The organism is Sphaerochaeta globosa str. Buddy (assembly GCF_000190435.1).
Taxonomy (GTDB): domain Bacteria; phylum Spirochaetota; class Spirochaetia; order Sphaerochaetales; family Sphaerochaetaceae; genus Sphaerochaeta; species Sphaerochaeta globosa.
On the sequence record NC_015152.1, the window covers coordinates 553,214 to 566,033 of the forward strand.

General features: G+C 51.8%; 12 protein-coding genes. 9 read left to right on the forward strand and 3 right to left on the reverse strand.

Features of this window, described 5'->3' with window-relative positions; genetic code table 11:
* The first annotated feature begins 2 nt into the window (after positions 1 to 2).
* The 9 genes from garR to SPIBUDDY_RS02610 all read left to right on the forward strand — a co-directional run bounded on the left by garR (position 3) and on the right by SPIBUDDY_RS02610 (position 9,478).
* On the forward strand, positions 3 to 887 hold the full coding sequence (garR, locus tag SPIBUDDY_RS02570) for a 2-hydroxy-3-oxopropionate reductase (protein WP_013606202.1): 885 nt from the start codon (positions 3 to 5) through the stop codon (positions 885 to 887).
* Positions 888 to 896: 9 nt separating this feature from the next.
* Positions 897 to 1,919 carry a transaldolase family protein gene (locus SPIBUDDY_RS02575; RefSeq protein ID WP_013606203.1) on the forward strand — a complete coding sequence of 341 codons (1,023 nt, stop codon included), beginning with the start codon at positions 897 to 899 and terminating at the stop codon, positions 1,917 to 1,919.
* Between the two features lies 1 nt (position 1,920).
* A complete protein-coding gene (locus SPIBUDDY_RS02580) occupies positions 1,921 to 2,685 on the forward strand; it encodes an SDR family oxidoreductase (protein ID WP_013606204.1) in 765 nt (254 codons plus the stop codon).
* Between the two features lie 298 nt (positions 2,686 to 2,983).
* Positions 2,984 to 4,282 carry an extracellular solute-binding protein gene (locus tag SPIBUDDY_RS02585; protein WP_013606205.1) on the forward strand — a complete coding sequence of 433 codons (1,299 nt, stop codon included), beginning with the start codon at positions 2,984 to 2,986 and terminating at the stop codon, positions 4,280 to 4,282.
* 68 nt (positions 4,283 to 4,350) lie between these two features.
* Positions 4,351 to 5,250 carry a carbohydrate ABC transporter permease gene (locus SPIBUDDY_RS02590; protein ID WP_013606206.1) on the forward strand — a complete coding sequence of 300 codons (900 nt, stop codon included), beginning with the start codon at positions 4,351 to 4,353 and terminating at the stop codon, positions 5,248 to 5,250.
* A 1-nt stretch (position 5,251) separates the two neighbouring features.
* Positions 5,252 to 6,088 carry a carbohydrate ABC transporter permease gene (locus SPIBUDDY_RS02595; RefSeq protein ID WP_013606207.1) on the forward strand — a complete coding sequence of 279 codons (837 nt, stop codon included), beginning with the start codon at positions 5,252 to 5,254 and terminating at the stop codon, positions 6,086 to 6,088.
* Positions 6,089 to 6,099: 11 nt separating this feature from the next.
* Positions 6,100 to 7,665, forward strand: coding sequence for a glycoside hydrolase family 43 protein (locus tag SPIBUDDY_RS02600; protein WP_013606208.1), 1,566 nt, complete (start codon positions 6,100 to 6,102; stop codon positions 7,663 to 7,665).
* A 9-nt stretch (positions 7,666 to 7,674) separates the two neighbouring features.
* On the forward strand, positions 7,675 to 8,400 hold the full coding sequence (locus tag SPIBUDDY_RS02605; RefSeq protein ID WP_013606209.1) for a ThuA domain-containing protein: 726 nt from the start codon (positions 7,675 to 7,677) through the stop codon (positions 8,398 to 8,400).
* A 1-nt stretch (position 8,401) separates the two neighbouring features.
* Positions 8,402 to 9,478: a Gfo/Idh/MocA family protein gene (locus SPIBUDDY_RS02610; RefSeq protein ID WP_013606210.1), complete on the forward strand. Its 1,077-nt coding sequence runs from the start codon at positions 8,402 to 8,404 to the stop codon at positions 9,476 to 9,478.
* Here SPIBUDDY_RS02610 and SPIBUDDY_RS02615 read toward each other — a convergent pair.
* From SPIBUDDY_RS02615 to SPIBUDDY_RS02625, 3 genes are read right to left on the reverse strand one after another with little or no spacing between them, the layout of a single operon-like run.
* Entirely contained in the window at positions 9,471 to 9,974 is a 504-nt protein-coding gene (locus SPIBUDDY_RS02615; RefSeq protein ID WP_013606211.1) for an asparaginase domain-containing protein, read from the reverse strand. The genes SPIBUDDY_RS02610 and SPIBUDDY_RS02615 overlap by 8 nt on opposite strands.
* A gap of 12 nt (positions 9,975 to 9,986) precedes the next feature.
* Positions 9,987 to 11,057, reverse strand: a complete 1,071-nt coding sequence (locus SPIBUDDY_RS02620; protein ID WP_013606212.1) for an ABC transporter ATP-binding protein — start codon at positions 11,055 to 11,057, stop codon at positions 9,987 to 9,989.
* 12 nt (positions 11,058 to 11,069) lie between these two features.
* Positions 11,070 to 12,785 carry an ABC transporter permease gene (locus tag SPIBUDDY_RS02625; RefSeq protein ID WP_013606213.1) on the reverse strand — a complete coding sequence of 572 codons (1,716 nt, stop codon included), beginning with the start codon at positions 12,783 to 12,785 and terminating at the stop codon, positions 11,070 to 11,072.
* Positions 12,786 to 12,820 lie beyond the last annotated feature (35 nt).

A 12,820-nucleotide genomic window follows, 5' to 3' on the forward strand; every position in this document is an offset into this window, starting at 1 on the left:
CTATGAAGATTGGATTCATCGGACTTGGCATCATGGGCAAGCCCATGGCGAAGAACCTGCTGAAGGCAGGTCATAGTATTGTTTGTTATGATGTGAATGCGGCCAATGTGGCCGATGTGGTTGCAGCCGGAGCGACAGCGGGCAGGAGTTCTGCCGACGTGGCGGGCCAGGTGCCCCTTCTGATCACGATGCTGCCCAACAGCCCGCACGTAAAGAGCGTGGTCATGGGAGAGGGCGGGGTGCTCGAGGGGGCAAGAGAGGGCCTGATCCTCATCGACATGTCCTCCATCGCCCCCCTTGCAAGCCAGGAGGTCGAGAAGGCCTGTGCACAGAAAAAGGTGCGCATGCTCGACGCCCCGGTAAGCGGCGGCGAGCCGAAGGCCATCGACGGCAGCCTTGCGATCATGGTCGGGGGGGAGAAGGGCCTCTTCGAGGAAGTGAGGGACATCCTGCTGGTCATGGGGGCCAGTGCGGTGCACTGCGGGCCGATCGGGGCGGGCAACACGACCAAGCTGGCCAACCAGATCATCGTGGCGCTGAACATAGCGGCGGTGGCGGAGGCCTTCACGCTGGTGCGCAAGGCCGGGGTGGACCCGCACCTTGTGTTCGATGCGATCAAGGGAGGTCTTGCGGGCAGCACGGTGATGAACGCCAAGGCCCCGATGATGATGGACTCTAACTTCAAGCCGGGCTTCAAGATCGACCTGCACATCAAGGACCTCGCCAATGCATTGGACACCGGCCACGGGGTGGGATCCCCGCTCCCGCTGACCTCACTTGCGCGCGAGATGATGGAGACGCTGCACAGCGACGGGTTCGGAGGCGACGACCACAGCGCCCTTGCCCGCTACTACGCCAAGCTGTCCGGCACGAAGATCGGACAGTAAGGAGCCTTGATGAACTACCTCCAGTGGCTGGCAAACGAAACAGATTCAATATGGTGGCATGATTCCGCCAATCAGGATGAACAACAACGTGCTCTTTCGTGGGGTGCGGTAGGCATGACCACCAATCCGTTTCTGGTCAATCAAACACTGTCCAGCCAGCCTGGACAGTGGAATGATGCAATCAAGGATGTCTTGTCGCTTTACGGCGATGAGAAGGTGCTTGGCTTGGTTAAGGCAGTCACGGGCCATTACGCTCAATCGTTCTCTGAGTTATATCTCCAAAGACTTCCTGGTTACGGGTATGTATGCGTACAGACCAATCCGAACAAGTGCGGCGATTATGCATACATGCTTTCCCAGGCAAAGCAATACGCAACGTGGTTTCCCAATGTGGTGATCAAGCTGCCGGCAACCAAAGCAGGCATTCAAGCTTACGAAGAGTGTGCCGCACTTGGCATCAATGTGGCTGCTACGGTTAGTTTTACTGTACCGCAGGTGCTTAGCGTTGCCCAAGCCGCCAAGCGTGGTATTGAGCGCGCTCGCCAAAAGGGCTTGAAAGCTCCGCTTACCATCGCAGTCCTCATGGTGGGACGGCTGGACGACTACCTTCGGGATGTTGCCCAGGACCAACAAGCTGATGTTCTGGAATCGGATATCCGTCAGGCAGGAACTGCCTGCATCAAGAAAGCGTATCAACTCTTTACGCAGCGTGGCTATGAGACCTATCTCATGCCGGCGGGCTGTAGAGGTGCTAATCACATCACCGCACTTAGCGGGGCGAGGATGATTATGTCCATTTCGGTGAAAATTCAGGAAGAGCTTCTCTCTCTTCAGGGACCGTTTGAGACAGAGATCGACAAACCAGTCGATGATGCTGTTATCCGACGGCTGCTGAAGCTTTCAGAATTCCGCAAGGCCTATGATGAGGATGGCATGCAAACCGAGGATTTCATCACCTTTGGCAGTTGCAACCGTACGATCGACCAATTCATCAACGACGGGTGGAATCCCCTGGTAAGCAAGAAGGGGTAGCATGAAACGAAATCCATTTGACTTGACGGGTAAAAATGCAGTGGTGACCGGCTCCTATCAGGGGCTGGGATGGGGTATGGCAGAGGGCCTTGCCCAGGCAGGGGCTTTTGTCATCCTCGTTGATGTAAACCCTGAGGTATCCCAAAAAGCTGGACAGCTGCGAGCACAAGGACTGCTTGCAGAAGGCCTGTGTGCAGATTTGCTGGAGAGGGCAGACCGTACAAGGCTTAAGGCAGCCATTGAAGAGAGGCTTTCTGGAAAGCTCGATATCATGGTCAATAATGCAGGAATTCAAATCCGTCACCCGGTTCTCGAATTTCCCATGGAAGATTGGGACAAGGTCATTGAGCTCAACCTTACCTCTGTATTCGATCTTGCCCAATGGGCGGCACGTCTGATGGTCGCCCTCGGCAAGGGCAAAATCATCAATACCGCCTCAGTCAACTCGCTAGCTGCCGGAGTCTATACAGTAGCATATTGTGCCGCAAAGGGTGGAATCATGCAGTTGACCAAAACCATGTCCAATGAGCTCTCTTCTCTGGGCGTCAACGTCAATTGCATTGCTCCCGGCTACATGGCTACGCCGATCAATACAGCGTTGGTCGAAGACGAGAAGCGGTTTGCAGAATTAAGTCAGCGTATCCCCGCCAAACGATGGGGGCAACCCCAGGATATGGCAGGGGCTGCAATATACCTTGCCAGTGATGCCTCAGACTATGTATGCGGCATCATGCTTCCTGTTGACGGGGGGTATTTGGGAAGGTAGTTACCGAGTGTCAATACGACATACATAGGGGTTTGCATCTCAACCATGAACACAATAATACATATGTACTATTGTGATTTGTGGTTTTTCTTTATTAATTGTTTAATAAACAAATATTTATTGTAATGTATTTGATTATTCGTAGATGATTTTACTTAAAATATCAATAAAACATATGTAATGCATATATTAGATATTCTTGTCTGGCCCAAATGACCCCACACTGGTTACATGAAAGGATGCAGGCTTGAGAGGCTTGCAATGCAAAGTGATGCGTTACCTAAAAGGAGGTTACTGCATGAAGAAAATGATTACCTTGGCACTAGCCCTGGTAGTGGGAATGTCCTTGCTGTTTGCAGCAGGGGCTCCCGAAGCAACAGCAGCTGTCAAAGCTGAACAGATCACGCTGAATGTGTGGCACATCGGTGTTGATGTCTCCCGACGTGCAACCATGGAAGCGGCTATTGCCCGCTATCAAGCGGCCAACCCGAATGTGAAAGTGGTTGAGCAGGCGATCGAGAACGATCCCTACAAAACCAAGCTGAAGACTGCTATGGGCGGTGGAAATCCTCCCGACTTGTTCATCACCTGGGGTGGTGGCTGGATGGAAGAGTTCATCAAGGCCGGTAAGGTGCTTGATATTACCGAACAGGTAAAGAGTGTTTCCAAAAACTATCTTGAACCCGGTATCTCCATCAGTATGAGCGGAGACAAGGTCTATGGTCTTCCGATTACCTGCGGACCTTCCTCGGTGTACTACAACCGCCAGCTGTATGATAAGTACGGTCTGAAGGCTCCCACAACCCTCGCTGAATTCGAGCACAACTGTGACGTCCTGAAAGCCAATGGGATTATCCCCATCGCTTTGGGTAACGCCAGCAAGTGGCCCGGCGCCATTACCTTCATTTACCTTTCGATGCGCTACGGTGGAGCACAGGTCTTCATCGATGCCTTCAATAGGGAAAATGGAAAGACCTTCGAGGACGAGAGTTTCATCAAGGCCGGAGAGAAGATTCAGGAATGGGTTCGCAAGGGTTACTATCCTGAAGGCATGAACGGCATCAACTATGATACCGGCGGGTCAAGAATGTTGTTCTACAGCTCCAGAGCTGCACACCTCATCCAGACCAACGGTCTGCTTGGTAACTGTATCAATGAAGCTCCTGACTTCTATAAGAATAATCTTGGCTTGTTCAAGTTCCCGGTTATCGAAGGTGCAAATGGTTCTGCCGACGAGATCGTTGGTGGCGGAAATGTCATCCATGTCTATGGTGGCACCAAGTACCCGAAGGAAGCCTTTGATCTGCTCGTAGTTCTTTCCGACCTTGCCTATGGTCAGGACATGATCAATGGGTCACGCATGATTTCCGGTGTCAAGGGCATCGAGATCAAGGATCCTCTCATTCAGCAGCAGTATGATGTGCTCATGGGTGCAAAGGTTATGCAGAACTTCTACGATCAGTACATGCCTCCTGCCCTCGCAGAAGTGCATAAGGATACGACTCAGGCCTTGTTTGGTTTGACCATGACTCCCGCCCAGGCTGCAAAGCTGGTGGAAGCAAAGGCTGTTGAAGTTTTGGGTCCTGCCAAGAAATAAGCATTGGAATCTCTCTATAAGGGAGGCTGTTCTACAGCCTCCCGCTCTTCATCATAAGGAATGTAAGTATGGTTCCAACGAAACGCCGAGCGATCGACCATAAGGAGATTCTCTTTGTTGTGGCAGCCTTGCTGCCGGGTCTCCTGTTTTATGGTATTTATAATCTCTACGGTATTGTCATGACCTTCCAGTTTTCCACGTTGGACTGGACCGGTATCAGCCAAAATTCCGGATTTGTCGGGTTTGCGAACTACCTCAAGCTCTTCAAGGATCCCATGATGGGTGTTGCGGTAAAAAACAACCTGATATTGATGATCACCTCGATTGTCATCCAGCTTCCCTTGGCACTGCTGCTCGCCCTCGCATTGAACAGCACCATCAAGGGAACACGGTTCTTCCGCACTATCTTTTTCCTGCCTATGCTTTTCTCCACGGTTGCCACCGGCATTATGTGGCAGCTCTTCTTTGATCCGATGTTCGGCATCCTGGCATATGTCATGAACCAGATCGGACTCGGCAACTACATCATCGGCTTCCTTGCCGATGTCCGTACTGCCATGCCTTCGGTGCTGTTTGTCATCTGCTGGCAGTTCATCCCCTTCTACATGATCATCCTGAAGGCCGGTCTGACCAACATCTCCACCGAACTGTATGAAGCTGCCACTATCGACGGGGCAAATCGCTGGCAAGTTTTCTGGAAGATTACGTTGCCTCTGATGGTCCCTACACTGCGTACCAGTGCGGTCATGTCGATGGTAGGTTCTCTTAAATATTTTGATTTGGTCTACATCATGACAGGTGGCGGACCCAGTGGTGCCACTGAACTCATGGCAACGTATATGTACAAGAAAGGATTCGTGGAATTTGGGATGGGTTATGCCTCTGCCATTGCAGGCTTGATGTTCATCATCTGCTTCCTCTTTGCTTGTATCTTCCTCTATATCACCAGGGTGAGGGAGGCTCATTGATATGAAAAAAGAACATGCTAGCGACAAATTGTTCAAAGCCGGTATCTATCTCTTTTGCATTGTGGTCCTCATTCTTACCGGTTTCCCGTTGCTTTTCTTGGTATTCAACAGTTTCAAGAGCCTTCCAGAGTACATGATGAATATCTGGCAGCCCCCGAAGAAACTCTTCCTCGGAAATTACAAGTTGGTTTTTGCTCCGACATTTTTGAGATACTTCATCAACAGCCTGATTGTCAGTGCCAGTGGTGTTACCTTGGTAATTCTTGTATCCTCTCTGATGGCTTTTGTGTTTGCCAAATTCTCGTTCAAAGTCACAAAGGGCATATTCTTTCTCGTTGTTGCCGGTATGATGATTCCCATCCATACCACCTTGATCCCCATTTATTCGCTCAGTATCAACATTGGGGTGTACGATACGCTCTTCGCCCTTATCGGGCCCTACATCTCGTTCAATATTCCCGTTTCGGTGTTTATCATGACCCAGTTCTTCAAGGAGATGCCCAAGGAACTTGATGAGGCTGCCAAGATTGATGGTGGCTCGCTCTTTTTGATTTATCGCAAGATTGTGATGCCTCTCTCCGGTCCTGCTGTCTCCACCGTGGGTGTCTACACCTTCCTGACCATGTGGAACGAATTCGTTTATGCCCTGGTCATGATCGACACTCGTTCGAAGAAGACGCTTTCGCTTGGTATCCGTGACTTCTACGGCTTCCAGACGATCAACATCCCCGCAGTGCTTACTGCCATTCTGGTAGGTTCACTTCCAGTACTAATATTCTACTTCGTGGCACAGGACAAGGTTATCAACGGCCTTACCCAGGGTGCCTTGAAAGGTTAAGAGGAGATCCCATGACGCTCGTAGCAAATCCAATTCTCAAAGGTTTCAATCCCGATCCTTCCATCCTTCGGGTTGGGGATGACTATTATATCGCCACCTCGACCTTCGAGTGGTTTCCAGGGGTGCAGATTCACCACAGCAAGGACTTGGTGAACTGGACGCTCCTTACCCGGCCGCTTGATCGGGTGAGCCAGCTCGACATGCGTGGTTGTCTCGACTCCACCGGAGTGTGGGCCCCCTGTCTTACCTACGACAAGGGAACCTTTTACCTGCTGTATACCATCGTGCATACCAAGGATCACTTCAAGGATACCCACAACTACTTGGTTACCGCTGCTTCCATCACCGGACCATGGAGCGAGCCGATCTATCTCAATAGCTATGGTTTCGATCCCTCGCTCTTCCACGACGATGACGGACGCAAGTATGTGGTTACCATGACCACCGATTTCCGAAAGGGCCACAGCCGGTTTGCCGGCATCGTGCTGGAAGAGTTCGACATGAAAATGGGCTGCTGCGCCGGTGAACCCAAGCTTATTTTCAAAGGAACTGAACTGGGTTGGACTGAAGGACCCCATCTCTACCACATCGGCAAATACTACTATCTGCTGGTAGCCGAAGGGGGAACCTTCTACAATCATGCAGAGTCGGTTGCCCGCTCAATATCCATTGATGGTCCCTATGAGGAGATGCCGGGCAATCCTTTGGTCACCAGCAGGGATAGACCCGACCTTCCGATCCAGAAGGCCGGTCATGCTGACTTGGTGCAGATGCAAAACGGTGAGTGGGCGATGGTCCATCTCTGTGGCCGCCCGGTGGATAAGCACTGTATGCTTGGGCGGGAGACTTCCATCCAGAATATTGTCTTCGATGAGGATTTGTGGCCGAGGATCAAAGGCGGCGGCAATGCTCCACGAACTTTCTTTGAGTCCCCGTTTGATGCAATGCCCGCAGGTCTTGTGGATATTCACTACACGTTCGATGGCCCCCGGTTGCCTGTCGATTTCCAGACGCTGCGTATGCCTCTCGGAGAGGATGTTCTTTCACTGAAAGCACGCAAGGGATACCTTCGCCTTTACGGCAAGGAGAGCCCCAATTCCACCTTTACCCAGGCATCAGTGGGACGCAGGCAGCAGGCTTTCAAATGTACCGTTACCACCAAGGTCGATTTCGATCCATCCTGGTACAAACATATGGCCGGCCTTTCCTACTACTACGGAACCCGTCAGTATTACTACCTCCGTTTCAGCCATGATGAAGTGCTGGGGAAGGTGATTTGTCTGCTCAGTTGCGACAACGGCAAGCACGATGAACCGTTTGAGCCGGTTGTAGTCGGGGACGCTACCTCGCTGTACCTGCGCGTTGAGACCGACTATGGGATTGTCAGGTTTTTCTATTCCTTGGATGGCAAACAGTACATTCAATACGGTCAGGATAGTGATGCACTGCGTATCAGCGATGACCGATTGGACAATACGGCTTTTACCGGTGCATTCTTCACGCTCTCCTGCCAGGATATGACAGGCTTTGGAAAGAGCGCTGATTTTGCATTCTTGCACTATACGGAATTGGAGTAAGGAGTCAGCATGGCAGAGAAAAAAGCTCTTTTGTTGGTTGGTGGCTGGGATGGCCATCAACCGGAGTTGGTTGCAAAGCGTTTTTCCACGTTTCTTGCAGAAGCGGGATTTGAGGTACGAGTCGAACGCTCGCTCGACATTCTCCAGGACCGGGAGTACTTGTTCAGCCTCGACCTGTTCATTCCCATCTGGACCATGGGCGAACTGCACTCCAAGCTGACGAACCATCTAGCCGATGCAATCGGGAGCGGAGTGGGGGTGGCCGGTTGCCATGGGGGAATGTGTGATGCATTCCGTACCAATGTATTGTGGCAGTTCATCATGGGCGGCAATTGGGTTGCCCACCCGGGTGCCGATGGAGTTCCGTACAAGGTACATATCAAGCAGGGCAGCAGTGAACTGATACAGGATATCAAGGACTTCGATGTGGTCAGTGAACAGTACTATTTACATGTCGATCCCGTGGTGGAAGTACTTGCCACTACGACGTTTCCCACTGTCGATTGGTACCACAGTACCAATGGCCAGGTTGAGATGCCGGTCGTATGGACAAAGAAGTGGGGACATGGAAGGGTTTTCTACAACTCACTGGGACACCACGATGATATCTTTGACATACCTGAGGCTTGGGATCTGATGAAGCGGGGCCTTCTGTGGGCAGCCGAAGGGAAACAGATTGCCCTACAGCAAGGATTGACGATCGACCGATTCGCCAGTGAAAGGAAGATGTTCTGATATGGATAAACTCAAAGTTGGAATCATAGGGCTTGGAAAGATAAGCGGAATCTACTTGGAGAACCTGACCAAGGTGTTTTCCCACAAAGTCGAGCTGGTCGGGGTGGTCGACCTGCTCAGTGAACGTTCAGCTAGCGTAGCCGAGCAGTATAAAGTCAAGCAGTACGCCGATGTAGAGGCTCTGCTAGGGGACCCTGCGATCGACCTGGTGCTCAATCTCACAACGCCGCAAAGTCATTTTGCACTGTGCAAGCAAGCCTTGGAGGCGGGTAAGCACGTCTACGTGGAGAAGCCCCTCTCTCTGAATGTTGAACAGGCCTCAGCTCTGGTTGAGCTGGCTCAGAAAAAGCAACTGCGTCTTGGGTGTGCTCCCGATACCTTCCTTGGTGCGGGAATCCAGACGTGTCGCAAGCTCATCGATGACGGGTGGATCGGCAGGCCTGTAGCCGCTTCTGCCTTTATGATGAACCACGGCCATGAGAGCTGGCATCCGGACCCGGCCTTCTACTATCAGGTAGGTGGCGGTCCCTTGTTCGATATGGGTCCCTACTACATCACTGCCATGGTGAATCTGCTGGGGCCTGTTGACTCGGTGACCGGGTATGCCCAGAAGAGCTTTGAGACGAGGACCGTCACCAGTGAGCCCAAGAAGGGAGAAGTCATCGACGTTGAGGTTGCCACCCACATTGCAGGAGCCTTGCATTTTGAGTCGGGAGCTGTTGCCACACTGGTAACCAGCTTCGATATCTGGCATCACAGCATGCCCCGCTTGGAAATCTACGGTACCGAGGGGTCTCTGCAGGTTCCCGATCCCAATACCTTCGGCGGTCCCATCCTGTTTTGCAGGAAAGGAACCAAGGAGTGGAAGGAGATTCCCCTGCTCTTCGACTATGCCGAAAACTCCCGAGGCTTGGGTGTGGCCGATATTGCCCAATCGATTGTAGAAGGCTCAGACAATCGCGCCAGCGGTGTTCTTGCCCGCCATGTGGTTGAGGTGATGAGCAGCCTGATCCTTTCTGCTGACAAGAAGCAGCAGGTCGCGATCAAACACTCCTGTCAAAGACCTTTACCTAGGTAAGGGTCTCAAATATTCCCTTTTCCTTGTTCTTTCGGCAGTTGTCCCAGCTGAAGATTCTTCCACTCATGGTCAGGTAGACTCCGCTTGGAAGCAACTGGACCGAAGCGATGGCAGTCCCTAGGTTGAAGATGGCGTCAGATCCCTCCAATGAGTAGGGAATCATGGCGCCGGTAAGCACCACAGTCTTGGTGTTCTCCTTGCCTAGGGTTTCTGCTATCACCTTTGCAGTATTGCACATGGTATCGGTGCCGTGTACGACGATGATTCTGTCCTCGGCACTATGCAAACACGTCCTGGCAATTTCATGACGCTGCTCCTCTGTCATATAGAGGCTGTCCACCGCAAGCGGCCCTTCCAGGTGGACGGTGAGCGTACAGCGTGACTGGCCCAGAATACGAGGGAGCTGGGACTCACGAAACGTGAGTTCCCCGCTGATCGCATCGTACTGCTTGTCAAAGGTGCCCCCGGTTGTGATAATTCTCAATTCTTGTGCCATAGTATGGTCCTCTTACGTGAGAATCTTGGAATACGAATCGTCGCCATCGTCCTTGAATACAGAATATTCATCAACGCGCAGCAGAAAAGTCTCTCCTACGTTGGATGAATCAAAGCTCGTTGGTTCTGCAATCACCCTGATCACCTCTCCACCCAGATCGAGGCGGCAGTCATTCACATCCCCAAGGTAGAACTTGCTGATAAGTTTCCCTTCGAAATCACCTTTCATTGAAACAAAACGCACATTCTCCGGTCTGATGCCTACCACGACATCCCCTGTCAGCTTTCCTTCATACGGCAGTTGATGACCCGATTTCTTGAAGGTTAGCACCTTGTCCTTGCTGGTAGCTTCCAGGAAGTTGATTTTTCCCACGAAGTCTGCGACGAACTGGTTGGCGGGGTGACGGTAGATATCGGTAGGCTTCCCGATTTGCTGGATTACGCCCTTGTTGATGACAATGACACGGTCGCTCATCGTCATTGCCTCCATCTGGTCGTGGGTGACATACACGACGGTGATACCAAGCTGCCTCTGGATATCCTTGATCTCGAAGCGCATCGAGTCGCGCAGCTTCGCATCGAGGTTGGACAGCGGTTCATCGAGCAGCAGCAACTGCGGTTTTGCCACCAGAGCTCGGGCGAGGGCTACTCGCTGCTGCTGGCCTCCGGAGAGCTGGCTGGGAATGCGCTGGGCATACTGGGATAGGTGAACAGTTTCCAGTACCTCTTCCACCAGCTTCTTTATTCCATCTTTGTGCATTTTCTTCATCTTCAGCGGGTAGGCGACATTTTCAAACACCGTCATATGCGGCCAAACGGCATAGGACTGAAACACCATCCCGATATCTCTACGTTCAGGAGGAACAAAGTCTTTGGTTGAACTTACCTCCCTATCACCGATGAATATCTCCCCTTCGGTGGGTTTCTCGAATCCTGCAAGCATTCTCAGCATCGTGGTCTTGCCGCAACCGGAGGGACCGAGGAGTGTGACAAACTCACCATCGGCGAACTCTGCATTGAAGGAGGAGAGGACAACTACCTCTCCAAAGGCTTTCTTCACATCCTTGATTACAATTCTAGACATCATGCACCTCGTTTAGATTGAGAATTCACCGTCGGTGAGCTTGTTCAACAACCAGTTGATCCCGAAGACGATGAACAGGATCGCAGTCGCCAAGGCTGAGGCAGTCTGCTGGTTATGGTAGGTCTGATACGTATACAGCTCATACCCAAGCGTCTTGGTATTGGTTGAGTAGAGCAAGGTGGACATGGTCAGTTCGTAGAAGCAGGGCATGAAGATCAAGAACCAACCTGCAACCAGAGCGGGAGCAATGAGGGGCAGGGTGACATTCTTCATGCTTTTCAGCCACGAGGCTCCCGATATCTGGGATGCCTCCTCCAAGGATGGGCTGATCTGCGTCAACGCACTCACCACCGTTCGCATACCCATCATCATATACTTGATCATGTAGGCGATTACCATGATGGTCAGCGTATTGTAGATGTTGATGCCGAACTTGCCGCTCATTGTCATGATCAAGCCGAGCGCAATGACGACGGATGGAGTCCCACTTCCCACAGTAATCATGAAGTCGGGAAGCTTCTTTCCTTTGACGTTGGTACGTACCAACAGGTAGGCCATCATACAGGAGATCAGCAGTCCGAAGGTGGCAGCCATCACAGCGGTAATCAAGCTGTTCTTCGTCGAATTGAGAATTGACTTGCGGGTGAAGATACGTTCCCAATACCTGAATGTGATATTGCCTTCGGAGAATACCGACTCACCCAAGTTCACCGTAATGCTGGAAAGGGCTACGGTCACAAAGGGAATGATGACTACCACCAGAGCAAAGATCACCACCACGGCAGTAATGAGGATTCTCCACCTGCCCAGGTCAACGATGTTGGGTCTGGTCGATTTGCCGCTGACGGTGATGTATTGCTTCTTACCGATCGAGAACGTGGACAGATAGAGCACTACGTTGGCGATGATCATCAAGAAGACTGCCAGGGTTGTGGCATCGGTGAGCCCTTCCTGACTGCCAATATAGACGAAGTCAATGATTCTTGTGGTAACCGTATGAATCTGGCCCGGTACTCCGATGATCGAGGGGATGCCGTAGCACGAGCCGGCTGCCACGAAAACTAAAAGGGCTGCTGCCACGATGGAGGGCAGCATCATCGGAAGGGTGATGGTACGCAGTGTAGTGAGCGGGCTCGCCCCGCTGATTCGCGAGGCCTCCTCCAAGGAGGGATCCATTTTCTCCATCGCCCGGCTGATGGTGATGAAGGCATAGGGGTAATAGAATCCGGTGAGTACCCAGATCAGGCCACCCATCGTATAGATATTAAAAGGTGCCGATCCCAGATTAAAAATCTTCATGAAAAACATGTTCATGGAACCGACGGTGGGGTTAAGCAGCCGCATCCAAGCCATGGCTCCGACATACGGGGGAACCATATAGGTGGCGACAAACAGGGTGCGGAAGAATTTCTTTCCATACAGGTTCGTCCGACCTACCAACCAAGCCAAGGGGAAGGCTATCAGGACGCCGAAGACCATGGAAAAGGTCGCAGCGACGATTGTATTGGTCAAAGCCGACCAGTTCAAGGGATAGGTATATACGCGCTTGAAGGCCTCAAGAGAGAACTTTCCCGTCGAAAAGAAGGCACGGAATACCAGATAGAGAAGGGGGAAAACCTGAAAGACCAGAAGGAATCCGACAATGCCCAGAATGATAATCCACTTTGGGTCAAGAAACCATCGGTGTTTCCCTACTTGCTGAGGGGCACGGATTTTGAGCGATTGCATAGTGAGAGCTCCTTTGAACAAGAAAGCGGAAGCCC

Coding starts and splice junctions, on each gene's coding strand:
- SPIBUDDY_RS02615 (WP_013606211.1), bottom strand. CDS start 9,974: ATGGCACAAGAATTGAGAATTATCACAACCGGGGGCACCTTTGACAAG.
- SPIBUDDY_RS02600 (WP_013606208.1), top strand. CDS start 6,100: ATGACGCTCGTAGCAAATCCAATTCTCAAAGGTTTCAATCCCGATCCT.
- SPIBUDDY_RS02590 (WP_013606206.1), top strand. CDS start 4,351: ATGGTTCCAACGAAACGCCGAGCGATCGACCATAAGGAGATTCTCTTT.
- SPIBUDDY_RS02620 (WP_013606212.1), bottom strand. CDS start 11,057: ATGTCTAGAATTGTAATCAAGGATGTGAAGAAAGCCTTTGGAGAGGTA.
- SPIBUDDY_RS02595 (WP_013606207.1), top strand. CDS start 5,252: ATGAAAAAAGAACATGCTAGCGACAAATTGTTCAAAGCCGGTATCTAT.
- SPIBUDDY_RS02585 (WP_013606205.1), top strand. CDS start 2,984: ATGAAGAAAATGATTACCTTGGCACTAGCCCTGGTAGTGGGAATGTCC.
- SPIBUDDY_RS02610 (WP_013606210.1), top strand. CDS start 8,402: ATGGATAAACTCAAAGTTGGAATCATAGGGCTTGGAAAGATAAGCGGA.
- SPIBUDDY_RS02605 (WP_013606209.1), top strand. CDS start 7,675: ATGGCAGAGAAAAAAGCTCTTTTGTTGGTTGGTGGCTGGGATGGCCAT.
- garR (WP_013606202.1), top strand. CDS start 3: ATGAAGATTGGATTCATCGGACTTGGCATCATGGGCAAGCCCATGGCG.
- SPIBUDDY_RS02575 (WP_013606203.1), top strand. CDS start 897: ATGAACTACCTCCAGTGGCTGGCAAACGAAACAGATTCAATATGGTGG.
- SPIBUDDY_RS02580 (WP_013606204.1), top strand. CDS start 1,921: ATGAAACGAAATCCATTTGACTTGACGGGTAAAAATGCAGTGGTGACC.
- SPIBUDDY_RS02625 (WP_013606213.1), bottom strand. CDS start 12,785: ATGCAATCGCTCAAAATCCGTGCCCCTCAGCAAGTAGGGAAACACCGA.